This window comes from Pseudoalteromonas sp. P1-26, from assembly GCF_001401795.1.
GTDB lineage: Bacteria > Pseudomonadota > Gammaproteobacteria > Enterobacterales > Alteromonadaceae > Pseudoalteromonas.
Map to the genome: position 1 here is coordinate 1 of NZ_LKDX01000067.1, position 16,364 is coordinate 16,364.

General features: G+C 36.5%; 13 protein-coding genes and 1 tRNA gene. 12 read left to right on the forward strand and 2 right to left on the reverse strand.

All coding sequences use genetic code 11. The features are described 5' to 3' along the window. Positions 1-385: 385 nt before the first annotated feature. Positions 386-461, reverse strand: a tRNA-His gene (locus tag AN394_RS19900). A 279-nt stretch (positions 462-740) separates the two neighbouring features. Between AN394_RS19900 and AN394_RS19905 the strand changes: the two genes are divergently transcribed. The 10 genes from AN394_RS19905 to AN394_RS19950 all read left to right on the forward strand — a co-directional run bounded on the left by AN394_RS19905 (position 741) and on the right by AN394_RS19950 (position 12,422). Then, positions 741-1,559, forward strand: a complete 819-nt coding sequence (locus AN394_RS19905) for a mechanosensitive ion channel family protein (RefSeq protein WP_054563554.1) — start codon at positions 741-743, stop codon at positions 1,557-1,559. A gap of 37 nt (positions 1,560-1,596) precedes the next feature. Then, a complete protein-coding gene (locus AN394_RS19910; RefSeq protein WP_054563555.1) occupies positions 1,597-2,376 on the forward strand; it encodes a YdiY family protein in 780 nt (259 codons plus the stop codon). A 126-nt stretch (positions 2,377-2,502) separates the two neighbouring features. Further along, on the forward strand, positions 2,503-5,169 hold the full coding sequence (locus AN394_RS19915) for an SLBB domain-containing protein (protein WP_152966986.1): 2,667 nt from the start codon (positions 2,503-2,505) through the stop codon (positions 5,167-5,169). A gap of 53 nt (positions 5,170-5,222) precedes the next feature. Further along, positions 5,223-6,155, forward strand: coding sequence for a Wzz/FepE/Etk N-terminal domain-containing protein (locus AN394_RS19920; RefSeq protein ID WP_235575513.1), 933 nt, complete (start codon positions 5,223-5,225; stop codon positions 6,153-6,155). After that, the gene (locus AN394_RS19925) at positions 6,152-7,465 is read left to right on the forward strand and encodes an oligosaccharide flippase family protein (protein ID WP_055022368.1); all 1,314 of its coding nucleotides are present in this window, start codon (positions 6,152-6,154) and stop codon (positions 7,463-7,465) included. The genes AN394_RS19920 and AN394_RS19925 overlap by 4 nt, the downstream gene beginning before the upstream one ends. Beyond that, positions 7,465-8,310 (forward strand): glycosyltransferase, encoded by an 846-nt coding sequence (locus tag AN394_RS19930; protein ID WP_055022369.1) that lies wholly within the window; start codon positions 7,465-7,467, stop codon positions 8,308-8,310. The genes AN394_RS19925 and AN394_RS19930 overlap by 1 nt, the downstream gene beginning before the upstream one ends. Before the next feature lie 3 nt (positions 8,311-8,313). Beyond that, positions 8,314-9,147, forward strand: coding sequence for a glycosyltransferase family 2 protein (locus AN394_RS19935; RefSeq protein WP_054563560.1), 834 nt, complete (start codon positions 8,314-8,316; stop codon positions 9,145-9,147). A gap of 166 nt (positions 9,148-9,313) precedes the next feature. Next, positions 9,314-10,384: a hypothetical protein gene (locus AN394_RS19940; RefSeq protein WP_152966985.1), complete on the forward strand. Its 1,071-nt coding sequence runs from the start codon at positions 9,314-9,316 to the stop codon at positions 10,382-10,384. Between the two features lie 8 nt (positions 10,385-10,392). Further along, positions 10,393-11,613: a hypothetical protein gene (locus AN394_RS19945; RefSeq protein ID WP_055022371.1), complete on the forward strand. Its 1,221-nt coding sequence runs from the start codon at positions 10,393-10,395 to the stop codon at positions 11,611-11,613. 2 nt (positions 11,614-11,615) lie between these two features. Further along, positions 11,616-12,422 carry a glycosyltransferase gene (locus AN394_RS19950; protein WP_055022372.1) on the forward strand — a complete coding sequence of 269 codons (807 nt, stop codon included), beginning with the start codon at positions 11,616-11,618 and terminating at the stop codon, positions 12,420-12,422. A gap of 24 nt (positions 12,423-12,446) precedes the next feature. Here AN394_RS19950 and AN394_RS19955 read toward each other — a convergent pair whose 3' ends face one another. Next, positions 12,447-13,673, reverse strand: a complete 1,227-nt coding sequence (locus tag AN394_RS19955; RefSeq protein ID WP_055022373.1) for an exopolysaccharide biosynthesis polyprenyl glycosylphosphotransferase — start codon at positions 13,671-13,673, stop codon at positions 12,447-12,449. A gap of 415 nt (positions 13,674-14,088) precedes the next feature. Between AN394_RS19955 and AN394_RS19960 the strand changes: the two genes are divergently transcribed. Next, the gene (locus AN394_RS19960; protein ID WP_055022374.1) at positions 14,089-15,255 is read left to right on the forward strand and encodes a nucleotide sugar dehydrogenase; all 1,167 of its coding nucleotides are present in this window, start codon (positions 14,089-14,091) and stop codon (positions 15,253-15,255) included. A 125-nt stretch (positions 15,256-15,380) separates the two neighbouring features. After that, on the forward strand, positions 15,381-15,866 hold the full coding sequence (gene rfaH, locus AN394_RS19965; protein ID WP_055022375.1) for a transcription/translation regulatory transformer protein RfaH: 486 nt from the start codon (positions 15,381-15,383) through the stop codon (positions 15,864-15,866). The last annotated feature ends 498 nt before the right edge of the window (positions 15,867-16,364 follow it).

Genomic DNA, 16,364 nt, shown 5'->3' on the forward strand with positions numbered 1-16,364 from the left:
TACATCGTAGGCGTCACGCTTGCTTGGCGCGCCTCAAACACGGCACTGCTGTTAATATTTCGCGCGAAATAAATTTCACGCCTACAATAAATATCTCGCACCTCGCACCTCGCATCTCTTGTCTCGTAGGAAGGGCTTTAGCCGTGAATTATCTTAGAGACTTCGGCACTAGAGTACTTCCTACATCGTAGGTGTCACGCTTGCTTGGCGCGTCTTACATTCAACACCTATCTGAAGGGGGAATGTATTGCGATCAAACAACACAGTTCGGCTCAAAACTGACAGCTGAAAGCTGACGGCTTTTTGAATTGAAAACAGGTAGTGAAGATAAAACTAAATCTTGAGATTAAAGTAGAAAATAAAAGAATTTACAAAGGGGGAGAAGTGGGGCGACTGATGGGGCTTGAACCCACGACAACCGGAATCACAATCCGGGGCTCTACCAACTGAGCTACAGCCGCCACTGAGATACACCTCGTTTGGTGTGGCGCGCATATTACATAATTAAGGTTGGCTTGTGAAGCCCTAAATTGAAAAAAGTAGAAAAAACTTATTTACCTCAGAAAATTCAGAAAACCATCACTGGTCAGCTCGCGTTCAGTTTCGCAGATTAGACTTGCGGTTTTTGTAATTGAGCAAATACTCATTTCGTAGTTTTACGCGTAATTTAATGATTTTTTAACCAAAGATCATATATAATTTGTACAGCGTGATGCTACAAATGAACTTCAGGAGAGAACATGGATACAATAATGAACTGGATCAACGAGAATTCAGGTTTAATCATACATTACGCCGTTCAGGCGGTTCTAGCGCTAATCATTTTCTTCATCGGTGGTCGCATCGCTAAATTCTGCGAAGGCTTAACTGAAAAAGCATTTGATAAAAAGAAAGTCGATAAAGCTGTAGGTTCATTTGTTGCTAGCATTGTCTATGCAATTGTATTTGCTGCAACAATCTTAATGGCACTATCTCAATTAGGTATTGAAACTACTTCATTCATTGCTATTTTAGGTGCGGCTGGTTTAGCAGTAGGTTTAGCACTTCAAGGTTCACTATCTAACTTTGCATCAGGTGTTTTAATCATCTTACTTCGTCCTTTCAAATCAGGTGACTATGTAGAAGCAGGTGGTAAAGCGGGTACAGTTAAGAAAATCGAAATTTTCTCTACAGAATTACGTACACCAGACAACAAAGTAATTATCATGCCTAACTCATCAATTATGGGCAGCCCAATTACAAATTTCTCTCGTGAATCAACTCGTCGTATCGATTTAGTAATCGGTGTTGGTTACGATGCAGATCTTAAAGAAGCAAAAGCAGTTCTTAAATCAGTTTTAGATAAAGAAGAGCGCTTACTAAAAGACCCAGCATACACAGTAGCGGTATCTGAGCTTGCAGATTCAAGCGTAAACTTTGTAGTTCGCCCTTGGGTTAACTCTGCTGATTATTGGCCAACGTATTTCGATTTAATGGAAAACATTAAGATCGCATTAGACGATGCCAACATCACAATCCCATTCCCGCAAATGGATGTTCATTTGCACAAAGAAGACTAATTAAGTCTAACGTACAAGTAGTAAAGGTTATTTTTTAATGAAATTAAAAGCATTATCAATTCTAGTTGCAGCAAGCGCTGCAACTAGCGCATTCGCAGCAGATGAAACCAAAACTTGGGATGTAACCAGTGAACTAGGTGCCATTATTACAAGTGGTAACACTGAAACAACAACACTTAAAGGTGGTGTTAAGGTTTTACATAACTTAGAAAACTGGAATAACGAGTACAAGTTAGACGGCATCTACAAAGAAGATGAGATCGAAAACGACCAAGGTGTAAAAGAAACACAGCGTACCAACGAAAAGTACTCAATCTCAGCGCAAGGTAACTATAAATTAAACGAAAAGCACTCACATTTATTCATCTACGGCTCGCACGTATCTGATTACTTTGGTGCATACCGTAACGAATCAGTTATCTCAGCGGGTTATGGTTTACGCCTAATTGACCGTTCTGATATGTGGCTAAACGCAGAAATTGGTCCGGGTTATAAGTATTTCCAATATCCTGATGACAGCACTGAAGTTGATGACAACGGCAACTCACTTGCCGGTGAGCGCGAAGGTGAAGTAATCGCACTAGGTAAAGTAGATTATAACTGGCAGATTTCAGACAGCGCACGTTTTACTCAATTAGTATCAGTTGAATATGGTGATACCAATACTAAAACGCGTTCAGAGTCTGCAATTCTTGCCAAAATCAACGGCTCACTACAAATGAAAGTAGCTTACAACATCACTCACAACTCAGATGTTGCTGATGATAAAGAAAACACAGATACAGAAACGTCACTAACGCTAGTTTACAGTTTTTAACTAAATAAATCGTTTTGTTGACAATTTAATGACAAAAAGGGACGAAAGTCCCTTTTTTATTTCCTTGAGTTTCAGGTAGAATACACAATCTTTTTGACTGTAGAACTATGGATATCCCTACTTGTGATGTTATTTAAAAGATTATTCCTTACTTTTTTGTTTCTAACCACTTCATCGGTATTGGCATTTACTCCTACTGCAGCTCAAATTGAGCAATTCAAAAAGCTTCCAAAGGCTCAACAAGAAGCGCTTGCAAGGCAGTATGGTGTTGACCTATCAACTATCACTGGTAAAACAACTAGTGAAGAATCTCTTGAAGTTGAATCTACAATCCAACCGCGACTCGAGAAAGAGGAAGAGCAACTAACAGATGAAGAGCGTTTCGCCCCTAAAGAAAGTGAAGTAGAGCCTTTCGGTTATGATATCTTCGCCGGTGAGCCAACTTCATTTATGCCTACCGAGAATGCGGCTGTTCCTGATACCTATTTAATAGGTCGTGGTGATGAGTTAAATATTAACTTTTACGGTAAAGAAAGTGAAAGTTACGATTTAACTGTAGATCGTGAAGGCCGTATTAATATACCGAACTTAAGCCCTGTGCAGGTGGCTGGTTTAACTTTTATGGAAGTCAAAGAGCTTATTAAAGCTAAAGTTGAACAAGAAGTGATCGGTGTTAAAGCGTTTGTGTCTGTTGGTAGGCTACGTAGTATTCGTATCTTGGTTTTAGGTGAAGCGTATAAGCCTGGCAGCTATAGCGTTTCTTCTCTTGCGACAGTTTCACATGCACTTTTCGTAAGTGGCGGGGTATCAGATATTGCCTCTTTACGAAATATTCAAATAAAACGCGCTGGTAAAGTTGTCGCAAATTTTGACTTGTACGATCTACTAATCAATGGTGATAGCAGTAACGATATCATCTTAAAGCCGGGTGATGTTGTGTTTATCCCATCAGTTGGTTCTCAAGTCGCTGTTGAAGGCTTAGTAAAACGTCCTGCTATTTTTGAGCTAAAAAAAGGTGAAACAGCGGCACAGTTATTAAAAATGGCGGGTGGTTTAAAACCGCAAGCTTACGCTAAAAAAGCAATTGTTGAACGCTTCAATAACAATAATATGAAAGAAGTGTTATCAGTGGACTTTAGCGGTAATCAAATTAATTATATTCCTCGTGATGGCGACCGTATTCGTTTTAATCCTGTAAGCTTTCAATATCAAAACAGTATCAGCTTAATCGGTGCTGTAGCTCGCCCTGGCCATTATCAGTGGTTTGAAGGTAAGCATATTTCTGACGTTTTAACTTCAGTGCGTGGTGATTTACTGCCTCAAGCTGATTTGGGTTATGGCTTACTCGTGCGAGAAATTAACATTGCGGGCGATATTGAAGTGTTTCAATTTGATATTGCACAAGCGATAGTTAAAGCTGCTGAGCATGACTTAGAGCTAAAAGCTAACGATAAGTTATTTGTGTTTAGTCGTTACCAGGAAAAGCAGGCAGAAGAAGCTGCACTTGCTAATATGGCTTTAACTGTTGAGCAGCAACAACAACAGATTAAAGTTAAGCAATGGCATGAGTATCAAAGAAAAGAGTTTGAAAGGTACGTAGGTGTTTTAAAGCCAGAAGATCCATTCAAAGAAGAAGAGAAAGAGCTTAGCATTGCTGAGATTTCAAAAAGAAAAGCAAAAGAAGAAGAGCAAGAGCTTAAGCCTGAAGATTACGCTGCATTTAGCCGATACACTTTGTTAAAGCCTATTATTGCTAAATTAAAGCAACAAGCTTCTGTGCAAAAGGCTATGCAACTAGTTGAAATCAACGGTCATGTTACATATCCAGGTATTTATCCATTAACTGTAGGTAGTGAAGTCAATGAGCTTATTGCGGCAGCAGGAGGCTTATTGGAGTCTGCTTACACTGAGCAAGCTGAAATAACCCGTGTTGTTGCAGGTGAAGGCTCTAAAGTTGAGCATGTTAAGTTTAATTTAGCTCAGGCTATGGTTGGTAAAACTTCGGAAAACAAAGTCCTGAGAAGCAAAGATAGCATTAATATTTTCTCAATTCCTAATTGGCAAGAAAATGTAAAAGTTGAGCTCAAAGGTGAAGTTAAATTCCCAGGTATCTATACCATTCGTCGTGGAGAAACATTAACTAACTTATTAGAACGAGCAGGTGGCTTCTCTGAGTTTGCAGAGCCAGATGCTGCCATTTTTACACGTGAGTCAATTCGTCAACAAGAGCAAAAGCAATTAGCTAAGCTAGCAGAGGATTTACGAAGAGATATTGCAACGAAAAGCTTTGAAAAATCAGTTAGTAGCACGCGACTTTCTTATGATGAAATGAATAAGCTACTACTTGATTTGGCAAATGTTGAAGCCGTAGGTCGTTTAGTCATTGACTTACCCCTCATTGCAGAGGATAAACAAAATCTAGTGCTACAAAACGGTGATACGCTTTATGTTCCGAGTCTACGAGACTCAATCAGTGTAATTGGTGAAGTAAATTACACCACGTCACATTTATATAAGCCTGGAGTGAGTGTCGATCAATATATTGACCTAAGTGGTGGTCTAAAAGAGCGCGCAGACGAAGACAGAATTTACATCATAAAAGCTAATGGTTCTGTAACCATACCAAATACGGGTACCTGGTTCGCTGTGAATGACTCTAAGTTATTAGAGGCTGGCGATACGATTGTTGTACCTATGAACTCTGACTACATGGATAACTTAACACTGTGGAGCACAGCAACACAGATTGTTTATCAGTTAGGTGTAGCGTTAGCTGCAATTAGTAGTATTTAGCAATAAGACCAATAACAGCCAAGCTTAGGTGTAAATTTCAAATGAAAGAGAATATGTCTGAATTAGAACAGTTCTTTGAAAGAGAAGAAGTAGACTTTAGAGAGTTATGTAGTTATGTCTGGAGTAAGAAGCTTTGGATAATTTTGGTTGCAGGCTTGTTTGCTGTCATCTCTGTAATAATTGCAATTTCATTACCAAACAAATATACCTCTGAAGCGCTTGTCGTACCCGCAGAGAATAAAGCGGAAGGTGGTGTTTCTGCACTAGCAAGCCAGTTTGGTGGGCTTGCTAGTTTAGCTGGAATTAACGTAGGAAGCAGCTCGTCAACTTCATCAGATTTAGCGTTTGAAATTATTCAATCAAGAAAGTTTATTGGTGAGTTCATTACGAAGCGGGACATACTCGTTGAGTTAATGGCTGTCGATAAATGGGAGCAAAGCTCAAATACATTAGTTTTAGATCCCGAGCTTTATGATGCTGATAAACGCGAGTGGGTAAGAAAGGTTAAATTTCCGAAGAAGCCAAAACCATCGATTCAAGAAGCAACCAAAGCATTTAAGAAAGCGTTTGATATTAAAAAAGATGATGATACCGGTTTGATTACTATTAGTATCGAACACTTGTCACCAGTTGTAGCAAAGAAATGGGTCGATTATCTTGTTGAGGATATAAACAGCGAGATGAAAGAGCGTGATGTTAGTGAAGCTGGTAAAAGCATGCAATTTCTGACTCAGCAAATTGAGAAAACATCAGTTGCAGAAATTAAGTCTGTTTTATTTGATTTAATCGAAGAACAAACAAAAACGATCATGTTTTCTGAAATTAGAGATGAGTATGTCTTTAAAACAGTTGATCCGGCAATTGTTCCAGAAGAAAAAAGCCAGCCAAGAAGAGCGCTTATATGTATAGCCTTAACATTTTTAGGCTTAACCGGCGCTATTCTATTTTTCATAGTAAGGTACTTTTTTAAAAGTAACTCAAAATGATAATTAACAAAGGATTATACTCAGCCGTAGCGCGTAGTATGGCTGGCCGATATTCGGTTTATCTTTGCAACTTAGTATCCTTAATGATCCTTGCTAGGATGTTTTCGCCTAATGTTTATGGTGTTATTGCTTCTGTATTCGTAGTCTACATTTTCTTTAAATTGTTCTCTGAGGCAGGGCTTGGACCTGCCGTTATTAATCTTGATAGCTTCGATAGTAAAGAGCGTGATGGAGTATTCTCTGTTACGCTTTTATTAGGAATAGCATTAGGCAGCGCATTCTTAGCAATGTCTGATGTAATTGTGGCTTTTTATAACGAAGATGCTATTGGTAAAGTGATTCCTTACTTGTCTATAGCAATATTTTTATTTTCAGCTTCAATATTACCAAATGCATTATTACTCAGACAGCAGTCTCATTTTAGAATAGCTAATGCCGGTGTTGCCGCCGAAGTTTTATCAACTATAACGACAGTTATACTATTTTCATATACATCAGAGATAAGCGCATTAGCATCTAAATATGCAGTGAGTTCATTAGTTAACTTTGTTTGTTTGTATTATTTTTCAGCTCAAAATGAATTTGGTCGTCCAAGGATTGGCAGCAAGCTTTCAGCTATTAAGCCTTTATTTGGCTTTTCACTGTATCAATTTAGCTTTAATTTTATAAACTTCTTTTCTAGGAACCTTGATAGCTTACTAATTGGTAAATATTTGGGGCCTTTTTACTTAGGTATTTATGATAAATCTTATCAATTGATGAGATACCCTTTAATGCTTCTGACGTTTTCTATGGCTCCAGCGATTCAGCCATACTTACGAAAGCACAAAGCAGACATAGCAAAGGTCGAGTCCATTCATCGAGATTTTACATTCAAGTTGTCCCTTTTAGGAATTTTAGTTTCGGTTGGAATTTTTATCTTTTCAGATTTAATCGTGACTATCTTGCTTGGTGATGATTGGCAAAGCGTAAGCCCGATTCTTGCTATACTGGCTATTTCAATTCCTGCGCAAGTGGTTTCATCAACTAGTGGCGGCTTTTTTCAAGCCTTAAATAGAGTAAAGCTATTGTTTGTGAGTGGTTTGCTATCTTCTTTCACTATGATTTCAGCGATAGTTTACGGGGTATATTTAGAAAGCCTTAACGCAATTTGTGAAATGCTAGTTATTGCTATTTATATAAACTTTTTTCAAGTTTATATAATCTTATACATTTGTGTTTTTAAGCAGTCCCTAGGTAAATTCTTCTTCAAAATGCTACCAATGTTAGTTTCATCAGTTGTGATGTTTTATATATATAAGGTGTTTTAGTGGATTACGACTTTGCTATTTTAATTCTTTATTATAAAAAAGATATCTATGAATCTAAGACCTTGAATAGTTTGTTGGCTAGTTTAAAACCTGAAACAAACTGCCAAATTGTGCTTTGGAACAATGGACCTAAAGAGTTTTCAGAGCAAGCGATTCATTCGGTTAATGAAGCGCCTTTCGATATAAAAATTGTTGAAACGCTAAATAATATAAAATTATCAAGTGTTTACAATCGGTTTAGTTCAATGGTTAGAGCAAGCGTTTTTGTCTACTTGGATGATGATTCAGTTGTAGGCGAAAACTACCTTGTGTCACTACTCAAAACCGACAGCTCTAGTATCGGTGTTCCTTTTATCAAGTCTTACAATAAAATCGAAGCTCCAAAGGTAAATGGCAAAGTTATTGGTGAAGATTATAAAGTACTTAAAGATGATGATTTTATATTAAGTATCGGAAGTGGGCTTGCCGTTGGATGCAAAAAGCTAGAAGCAATAAAAAGTAAATTTGGTGATATTTTCGATGAAAAATTTTATCTATATGGAATTGATACAACATTTTTCTATCGAATTAAACAGCTAAATTTTAACAAAGATATCCAGCTATTAAGTTATATAGAGCACTCGTTATCTAGATTAGAAACTGAAGAGAAAGCTGTAACAGACTTCAGAAAAAAAGAACGTTGTTATGATGTAGGGCTTCAATGGCGATACTATTTCCCGTTAGCTAAATCTTTATATTACATATTAAGACTTGCCTATCAAACGATTTCGTCAAAAGATGTGCAAAAACTAAAATATACATCTCTTGCGTTTTTTACCGGCAAACATTACAGAGAAAGAGTCTAGTAAATGCAGAATAAACCATTAATAAGTGTGATTGTACCTACTCTAAATAGAAGTGGGATGCTAGGCAATGCAATTAAATCTGTAGAAGAGCAAAGCTATAGTAATGTTGAGCTGATAATCGTTGATGATTGTTCAGATTCAAAGGTTGTTGTTGATAAAAGTGAGTACTCATTACCAATAACTTTAATCCACAATAGCAAGAGGATGGGAGGGGGAGCTTCACGTAATATTGGTGTTAAAGCTTCAAAAGGTCAGTTTGTCTGCTTCCTTGATGACGATGATACATACAGTAAGGATAAGATAAAACAGCTTCTTTGTTATTTTGATAAATACCCTGAGATGCATGCGATCTTCGGTAAAGTGCTTGGCAGTACAGAGCGTAAATCATTACAGCATGAAAAAAAGGTTACAGATTTCTTTTCGATAGGAGGGCTACATACAAATGGTTCTCTGATCCGAAGAAGTGTTTTCAATACTTTAGAATTTTATGAAAAGTTACCTAAGTTTCAAGATACTCAGCTTCACCTAGAACTAATAAAAGAATTTAATGTACTCTTCATTGATGAGCAAGTTGCTATTTGGAACAAAGATCATGGTCATGGTCAAATTACAGATTTGAAAACAACAGAGCAGCATTTACGTGCTTACAATGCCTTTTGTTTGTTTAATAGTTATATAAAAGATAAATATAGCCTTACACCTAAACAAAGCTGGTACATGCTTAAAAATAGGATATCCCTCTACAGTAAATGTAGAAGTATTGCTCCAGTTGACGACTTAAACACATTTGAGTTGCTTTTATTTAAAGCTGTTAGTTCTTATGTACTCAAAAAGTAAGCAGTTTTTTGTTCTGGGGAGTGTACTTTACTTAGTTGCTCTTTTTTTCTTTCCAGTACAGACATCATTGTTTATATCGTTTTTTTCGATATTTTTCTTAAATAGAAGAAACTATATTGTTATAGCGTTTATCTTTTCGCTATTCTTCCTCTTTTATGGAATGGCAATGGATCCCGTTTCATACATAGGGGATTACTCTAGGTATTACTTAACTTTTTATCAGCCAGATATAAATATCCTAGTCTTGGGCAAGCTTTATCGTTATCTAATATTTCAGTTTATTTCTTTTTTTGGATTTGAACCTCAGCTCTATACAGGGATCACGCTGTTCCTCAACTTCTTTGCTATCTTATTTGTGAGCTTAAGGTTTGTTGATATCTTTTCAAAAAGAAGAAAAGTTGATTTTATATTAGCTTTTATTTTGATTGTGCTTTTATACCCCAGTACTGCAATTGGCAACTATGAGTCAATGTTTTCATTTACTCTTGTATATCTAGCACTGTACTTGTTTTGTGTAGGTAAAAAGAAGCGCTCTTTGTTACTCTTAGTGCTGGCTCCACTGGTTCATCCTGCAGCTATTTTGTACTCTGCGATGATGCTTCCTGCACTACTTTTCAGTCGTTTTTACAAATATAAAACCTTACTCTCAATTTCTGCATTTTCAGTTATTGTTATGTTTGCTTTATTTCCACTAAGCTTTATCGGCTCTTTTATTGTCCACATCCAAAATAAGCTAGTATTTTTCTTAACAGGCCCGTGGAGCCAATATGTTGAACGAAGGGATTTTGAATTTTTTATTATAGCGTTTTTGAAGTTTTCTATTTTAATATTCTGCATGATAAGAATAAAAAAGTGCTTTTATAATTTAGATAGTGAAAGAATATTCCCCAATCAAAAATTGTTATTAGTAATTGGTCGGCTGTATAATACCGCTTTTTATATCATGCCAATTGCTTTTTTGGCAGTCTTCTCAAGAACACTTAACGAAAGGTATATTTACTTCGGCTTATTTTTCTTTTTGCCAATAGTACTTTTAGGTATCCAAAGCTACAGAAGTAAAATTAATAGGCTGTTTATTTACCTTTCGTTATTTTTAATTTTTGCCTTACCACAAAATATAATTGTATTTGGTGTATTGTCTTCAAAGTCACTTACGCCTGAAACATTATCCTTGAATGTGGTTGAATTGCTCCACAAAGAGTATGAGAAAGCCCCTCCAGCAGTAGGGCGTTTATAGAGTTTATTATGATAGCTATTTATGTAGATAATTATGAGCGAGCAACTTTCTTCTTGAGGTTAGCGAAAGCAAGCCAAGAGGAGAGCTACTTCTTCACAACTAAACATTCAGTATATAACTTTCTAAGTAAGCATTGTCAGTTTGTATTTTTAATTAGTAAAGAAAGTGATGTAACTGAAACCGAAAGCTTATCTAATACACAAGAGCTTACTTATGTTCACCGTGGAACTCAGTCACAGGAGCATGCTAAATTCATCTACCGCAATGTTTTGCAATACCTTAAAAAGCTTAGCCTTCCGATTAAACAGTTTCGATTAGCGCTAGTTTTTAATGGTAACTCTGCTTCACAGAAAGCATTTGTGAAGTTTTTTGCGGATCATGGTATTGGCTCAATGTTCTCTGAGATTAGTAATTTACCCAACAAAGTTTTATTTGATGCACAAGGTGTAAATGCTAAATCGATATTATATAAATCACCGAGTATCTTAGAAAAACTACCAAGTGTTGAAGATGATGTTCATTCAAAATGGATTCATGAATACGAAGAATACAAACAATCGCCAATTCCACAAGGTAAGCTTAAAGGTGTATTTATAAAGGCTTATATTAGAGATTACCTTTATTCTTTACTTGGTAAGGGGCTCAGAGAAGAGAATCTTACAAATCCACTTATTAAGATAATGACAACTTTGAGCTTATCTAAATCGAAGAAAAGTTTAAGCTTGTCAACAGATAGCTATGATCTAAGTACTGATTATGTGTTTTTCCCAACCCAGGTTCGCTTTGATTCACAGCTTATCCTTAATAGCGATGTAAATAATGAACAAGCGATAAGGAAAGCCGCTGAGATCGCCATTGAAAGAAACTGCCAACTTTATGTTAAAGTGCACCCAGCAGAAACTGATGTTGAAATGCTTAAAAGGTATCAAGTACTTCGTGATGAGTTAAACTTTAAACTAGTTGATGCCAACACTACAGAGTTAATAAAGAAGGCAAATAAAATTGTAACTATTAACTCTACAGTCGGTTTAGAAGCGCTAATATACAATAAACCATTAACTGTATTGGGTCGTGCTATCTATACAAACTTTAATTATGAACTAATGAAAAAATATATTCATAGTTACTTAGTCAACTGTGACTACTTCTCAGAGCAACCGATTTCATCGAGTGAGTTCAATAAAATTACTAACCTGTTTGAAGTTTCAAATTTAGTAGAAAAGGGTTGAAGATGAATTTTTCTGTATTAATGTCTGTCTACCATAGAGAAACGCCAGCTTATTTAGATGCATGTTTAGCAAGCTTATTTCAACAAACTCATAAGGCAACAGAAGTTGTTCTGGTTATTGATGGGCCAATAAGTGGGGAGCTACATGAGGTAATTGATCAGTGGCAATCTCCTCTTAATATAGTCAAAGTTCAGCTAGAAAAGAATGTTGGTTTAGGTTTAGCACTTAAACATGGCCTGAAACATTGTAATTATGATCTGGTCGCAAGAATGGATTCTGATGATATATGCTTTCCTGAACGCTTTGCTAGGCAGCTTGAGGTTTTCGCTTCAGATCCTGAATTATCAATCTGCGGTTCAAATATCGACGAAATTGACTCAGAAACTGAAGAGCTTATTTCTGTTAGAAAAGTACCAGAGTATCACCCAAAAATCTTGTCATCTTCAATCGGCAAAAACCCTTTTAACCATGTATCTATTATGTTTAAAAAGTCTGCTGTGGTTAATTCTGGTAGCTACCAAGATATGCCATTGATGGAAGATTGGTACTTATGGTTAAGAATGCTTGAGAAAGGTTTTAAAGGCTATAATATTCAACAGCCTCTTGTTGCAGCGCGTACAGGTAAAGCTATGATTTCTAGAAGGAATGGTTTTAAGTACGTGACATATGAAGCAAATTTAACGAAAGTTAAAACTAAGCTTTTTCCTCAATACAAAGCAAAAGCTTGGTACTACTTCTTAATTAGATCATTCCCAAGACTTTTACCAAGCCGCGCCTTATTTATTTTATATAAATTAAATAGACGCTAAAACTTTGCAGGAGAGCAAAGTAACTTACTTTGCTCCAAACCCAGTCAGCATAGTTCTTAATGTTTTAAACACAATGTTTATGTCCAGCCAAAGTGATAAATGCTTTATATAATAAAGATCATAAGCTAGCTTCTCTTTTGTCGAGTCTTCATCATCAGCATAACCATGGATTGTCTGCGCCCATCCAGTGATACCTGGCTTTACCATATGACGATAGCCGTAGAATGGAATATCATTCTCAAATAATTTAACAAAAGACTCTTGCTCTGGCCTTGGGCCAATTAACGCCATCTCGCCTTTTAAAACATTAAAAAACTGTGGTAATTCATCAATACGAAACTTTCGAATGAACTTGCCAACTCTTGTGATCCTAGCTTGTTCTTCAGTTGCAAATTTGTCACTGTTTGATTCATCTTTTACAGTCATGCTTCTGAACTTATAAATTTTGAAGACTTTACCTGACTGTCCAACCCGTTCTTGAGTAAATAAAGCAGGTCCTGGGCTCTCTAAACGGATCAATATTGCTGTGATTATCATAATTAAAAGTGATGCAGGTAACGTCAGTAATATAATAAGTGACTCCCAAATCCTTTTAAAACGTTGATAGAGTGGATTAGGTTGAAGTGTACCGATTGAATTCTCTGACAGGTGCTTTATTTGTACCTTGCCACTTATCATCTCTTTTATACTTTCAGCATGAAAAACGGGAATAGAGTGAAGGCTACAGTCAGCAATAAATTTTTCTTGATAAGCTGAAAGCCCCTTATGTAAGTCTACTACAAGCCCTTGTTTGATATCTGCTTCTTTATATGGCTCGCTTAAAGCTATTACATTAAGGTTTTTGTGGGCTGTTAATTCTGAGTAGTCAAAATTATCAATTGAATGCAAAGTTAACTTTTTCTGATCTGTTCTTAATATAGCTGTGGCGAATAACCAGCTAAAACTAGACACCGCACCTATAAAAGTAACAATAACAGAATAATCAATCCTAAAAAGCGCAATAATCAAAAGTGCAATACTATATACAGCAACTATAATAGGAATAATGTAGTACTTTCTCTCGACTAATAAGAATCGAGCAATTAGCGGTAATGTAAATGCTGTGACCAAGTAGCATAGACTAATTAGAATTGCAGAGTTTTTTACAGAATCTTGCCCGTGCTGACCAAAAGAAAAAACAGCAACAATGAGTGCTACAAAGCATAAACCTAGGAAGTGACAGATGAAGGAGTTAGATAAAATTTTACGCACGCTACTTTCTTTTTTAGTTTGAAGGATTAATGAACAGACTTTTAATTCAGACAGCAATTGTACTTTAAATCACTACATATCATCAATAACTTGCTTCATTTTAAATTTTTCTTAAGTGATTTTTAATAAAACAATATGTGATTAATAGTTGTACTGCAATTTAAATATGTACCTTGGTTACAAAGTAAATCAAACTTTCGTCATTTAGTTACATTTTTAATTATTTGTTAACACTGCTGTGCCCTTGAACTTGTTATAAAATTCAATTTACATATATTGAAATTGAGATTGATATTCACTTTTCTTATATGGAAATTAATATGTGAGATAAAACTAAAATACGTTATTATGCACTTCGCATACTATGAGTTATCTTTTAGTGTCTGAGTTTAGTTTTATAAAAGTGGATGAGTTTATGAAAATTGCTGTAGCTGGAACCGGCTATGTTGGTTTATCTAATGCCATGTTATTGGCCCAACATAACAATGTACTGGCACTAGATATTGTTGAAGAAAAAATTGCACAGTTAAATGCTGGGAAGTCACCAATATCAGATACAGAAATCGAAGACTTTCTTGCTAATAAGAAACTGAGTTTTACTGCTACTACAGATAAGCAGTTGGCTTATCAAAATGCAGATTTCATCATTATCGCTACACCTACCGATTATGACCCAGAGACCAACTACTTTAATACTAAGTCAGTTGAAGCTGTTATCGCAGATGTCTTAGCAATAAACCCAAAAGCAGTAATGGTTATTAAGTCAACTGTACCTGTTGGCTTTACTGAAGGCATTAAGAAAAAGTTTAATACAGAAAACATTATTTTCTCTCCAGAATTTTTAAGAGAGGGTAAAGCGCTGTACGACAACTTACACCCATCACGTATTATTGTGGGTGAGCGTTCCGAGCGTGCTGAAGTATTCGCAAATTTACTAGCTCAAGGGGCTATTAAAGAAGGGATTGAAGTTTTATTTACGGATTCAACTGAAGCAGAAGCAATCAAGTTGTTTTCAAATACTTATCTTGCTATGCGCGTAGCCTACTTTAACGAGCTTGACAGCTACGCAGAAAGTCATGGTTTAAATTCTAAACAAATAATCGAAGGGGTAAGTTTAGACCCTCGTATAGGTGGTCATTACAACAACCCTTCTTTTGGCTATGGTGGCTATTGTTTACCTAAAGATACCAAGCAATTGTTGGCTAACTATCAAAACGTACCAAACAACATGATCCGTGCCATTGTCGATGCAAATTCTACTCGTAAAGACTTTATTGCAGAGTCGATCCTCGCCAGAAAGCCAAAGGTAGTGGGTATTCATCGTTTAATCATGAAGGCTGGTTCTGATAACTTTAGAGCATCCGCTATTCAGGGCATCATGAAGCGAATCAAAGCTAAGGGTGTTGAAGTGATAGTTTATGAACCTGAATTACATGAAGCAACTTTCTTTAACTCTAAAGTGACCCATGACCTAGCTGAATTAAAGTCTTCTGCAGATGTAATTATTGCCAACAGAATGGTAACTGAGCTCGATGATGTTGCAGAAAAAGTGTACACCAGAGACCTGTTTGGTAGTGATTAGTACTCACTTGGGGTAATAACAATTTTGTAATAGACACGCCTAAATTCTCTGCGTATAATCGCTGGCTCATAAAAACCAGTCCTTTTGGATTGGTTTTAAGGAAAATGAGTATTTTAGGTGTGACTATGGAAAGTTGGTACTTACTTTTTTGTAAATCAAAACAAGAGCTAAGAGCTCAAACTAACCTTCAAAACCAAGGTTTTGAAGTATTCTTTCCCGAACATAAAATCGAGCGAATCGTAAAGGGTCGCCGTTCAATTCGTACATCTCCTCTTTTCCCTAGTTATTTATTTATAAAGCTAGACTCGCAAAACTGTAACTTTTCTGCGGTAAAAAATACCCGTGGAGTAAGTGGTTTTGTTGCTTATGGTCATAAATTTCAAATCGTACCTGAGCAGTTAATTGCTCAACTCAAATCTATGAGTGATATGAGTGAGGTAACATCTTCGCTACCAAAAGCCGGTGATGTTGTTTACCTAAACACAGAGTCATTTAAAAATGTTCAAGCTATTTACCAAGAGTCAGATGGTGAAATGCGTAGCATTTTGTTAGTTAATTTATTGAACAAACAAGTCACCGTAAGTGTAGATAATAAAGAATTCAGTTTATAAGTCGCGATTCCGCGCGACATTAACGTAGAAATGGCCTTAGCCGTGAACATGTTTTAAATGTTCGGCGTTAAAACGCTTCCTACGGAACGGATAATTTATAAGTCGTGATTCCGCGCGACATTAACGTAGGAACGGCTTTAGCCGTGAACAGGTTTAAATGTTCGGCGTTCAAACACCTCCTACAGTGAAAGTATTAAGCTTTTACACGTAAAAAACAAAAATGATAATAAAATCAGTACGTAGGAACTGCAACCTAGGGGCGGAAGCGTGCCCGAAGGGCTAGACAAGCAAATAATTTTGCTTTCAAGATGGAGCGAGAAGCGAGAAGCGAGAAGCGAGAAGCGAGAAGCCCGTAGGAACGGCTTTAGCCGTGAATGGGAAATAATATTCGGCGTTAAAACGCCTCCTACGGTCGTAGGCGTCACGCTTGCTTGGCGCGTCTCAAGCGCGGCTCTGCTGCTAATAATTCGCGCGAAATAAATTTCACGCCTACAAAAT

Excerpts from the sequence above, each read along its gene's own strand:
- AN394_RS19905 (WP_054563554.1), top strand. The coding sequence starts at position 741 with ATGGATACAATAATGAACTGGATCAACGAGAATTCAGGTTTAATCATA.
- AN394_RS19910 (WP_054563555.1), top strand. The coding sequence starts at position 1,597 with ATGAAATTAAAAGCATTATCAATTCTAGTTGCAGCAAGCGCTGCAACT.
- AN394_RS19915 (WP_152966986.1), top strand. The coding sequence starts at position 2,503 with ATGTTATTTAAAAGATTATTCCTTACTTTTTTGTTTCTAACCACTTCA.
- AN394_RS19920 (WP_235575513.1), top strand. The coding sequence starts at position 5,223 with ATGTCTGAATTAGAACAGTTCTTTGAAAGAGAAGAAGTAGACTTTAGA.
- AN394_RS19925 (WP_055022368.1), top strand. The coding sequence starts at position 6,152 with ATGATAATTAACAAAGGATTATACTCAGCCGTAGCGCGTAGTATGGCT.
- AN394_RS19935 (WP_054563560.1), top strand. The coding sequence starts at position 8,314 with ATGCAGAATAAACCATTAATAAGTGTGATTGTACCTACTCTAAATAGA.
- AN394_RS19940 (WP_152966985.1), top strand. The coding sequence starts at position 9,314 with ATGGATCCCGTTTCATACATAGGGGATTACTCTAGGTATTACTTAACT.
- AN394_RS19945 (WP_055022371.1), top strand. The coding sequence starts at position 10,393 with ATGATAGCTATTTATGTAGATAATTATGAGCGAGCAACTTTCTTCTTG.
- AN394_RS19950 (WP_055022372.1), top strand. The coding sequence starts at position 11,616 with ATGAATTTTTCTGTATTAATGTCTGTCTACCATAGAGAAACGCCAGCT.
- AN394_RS19960 (WP_055022374.1), top strand. The coding sequence starts at position 14,089 with ATGAAAATTGCTGTAGCTGGAACCGGCTATGTTGGTTTATCTAATGCC.
- rfaH (WP_055022375.1), top strand. The coding sequence starts at position 15,381 with ATGGAAAGTTGGTACTTACTTTTTTGTAAATCAAAACAAGAGCTAAGA.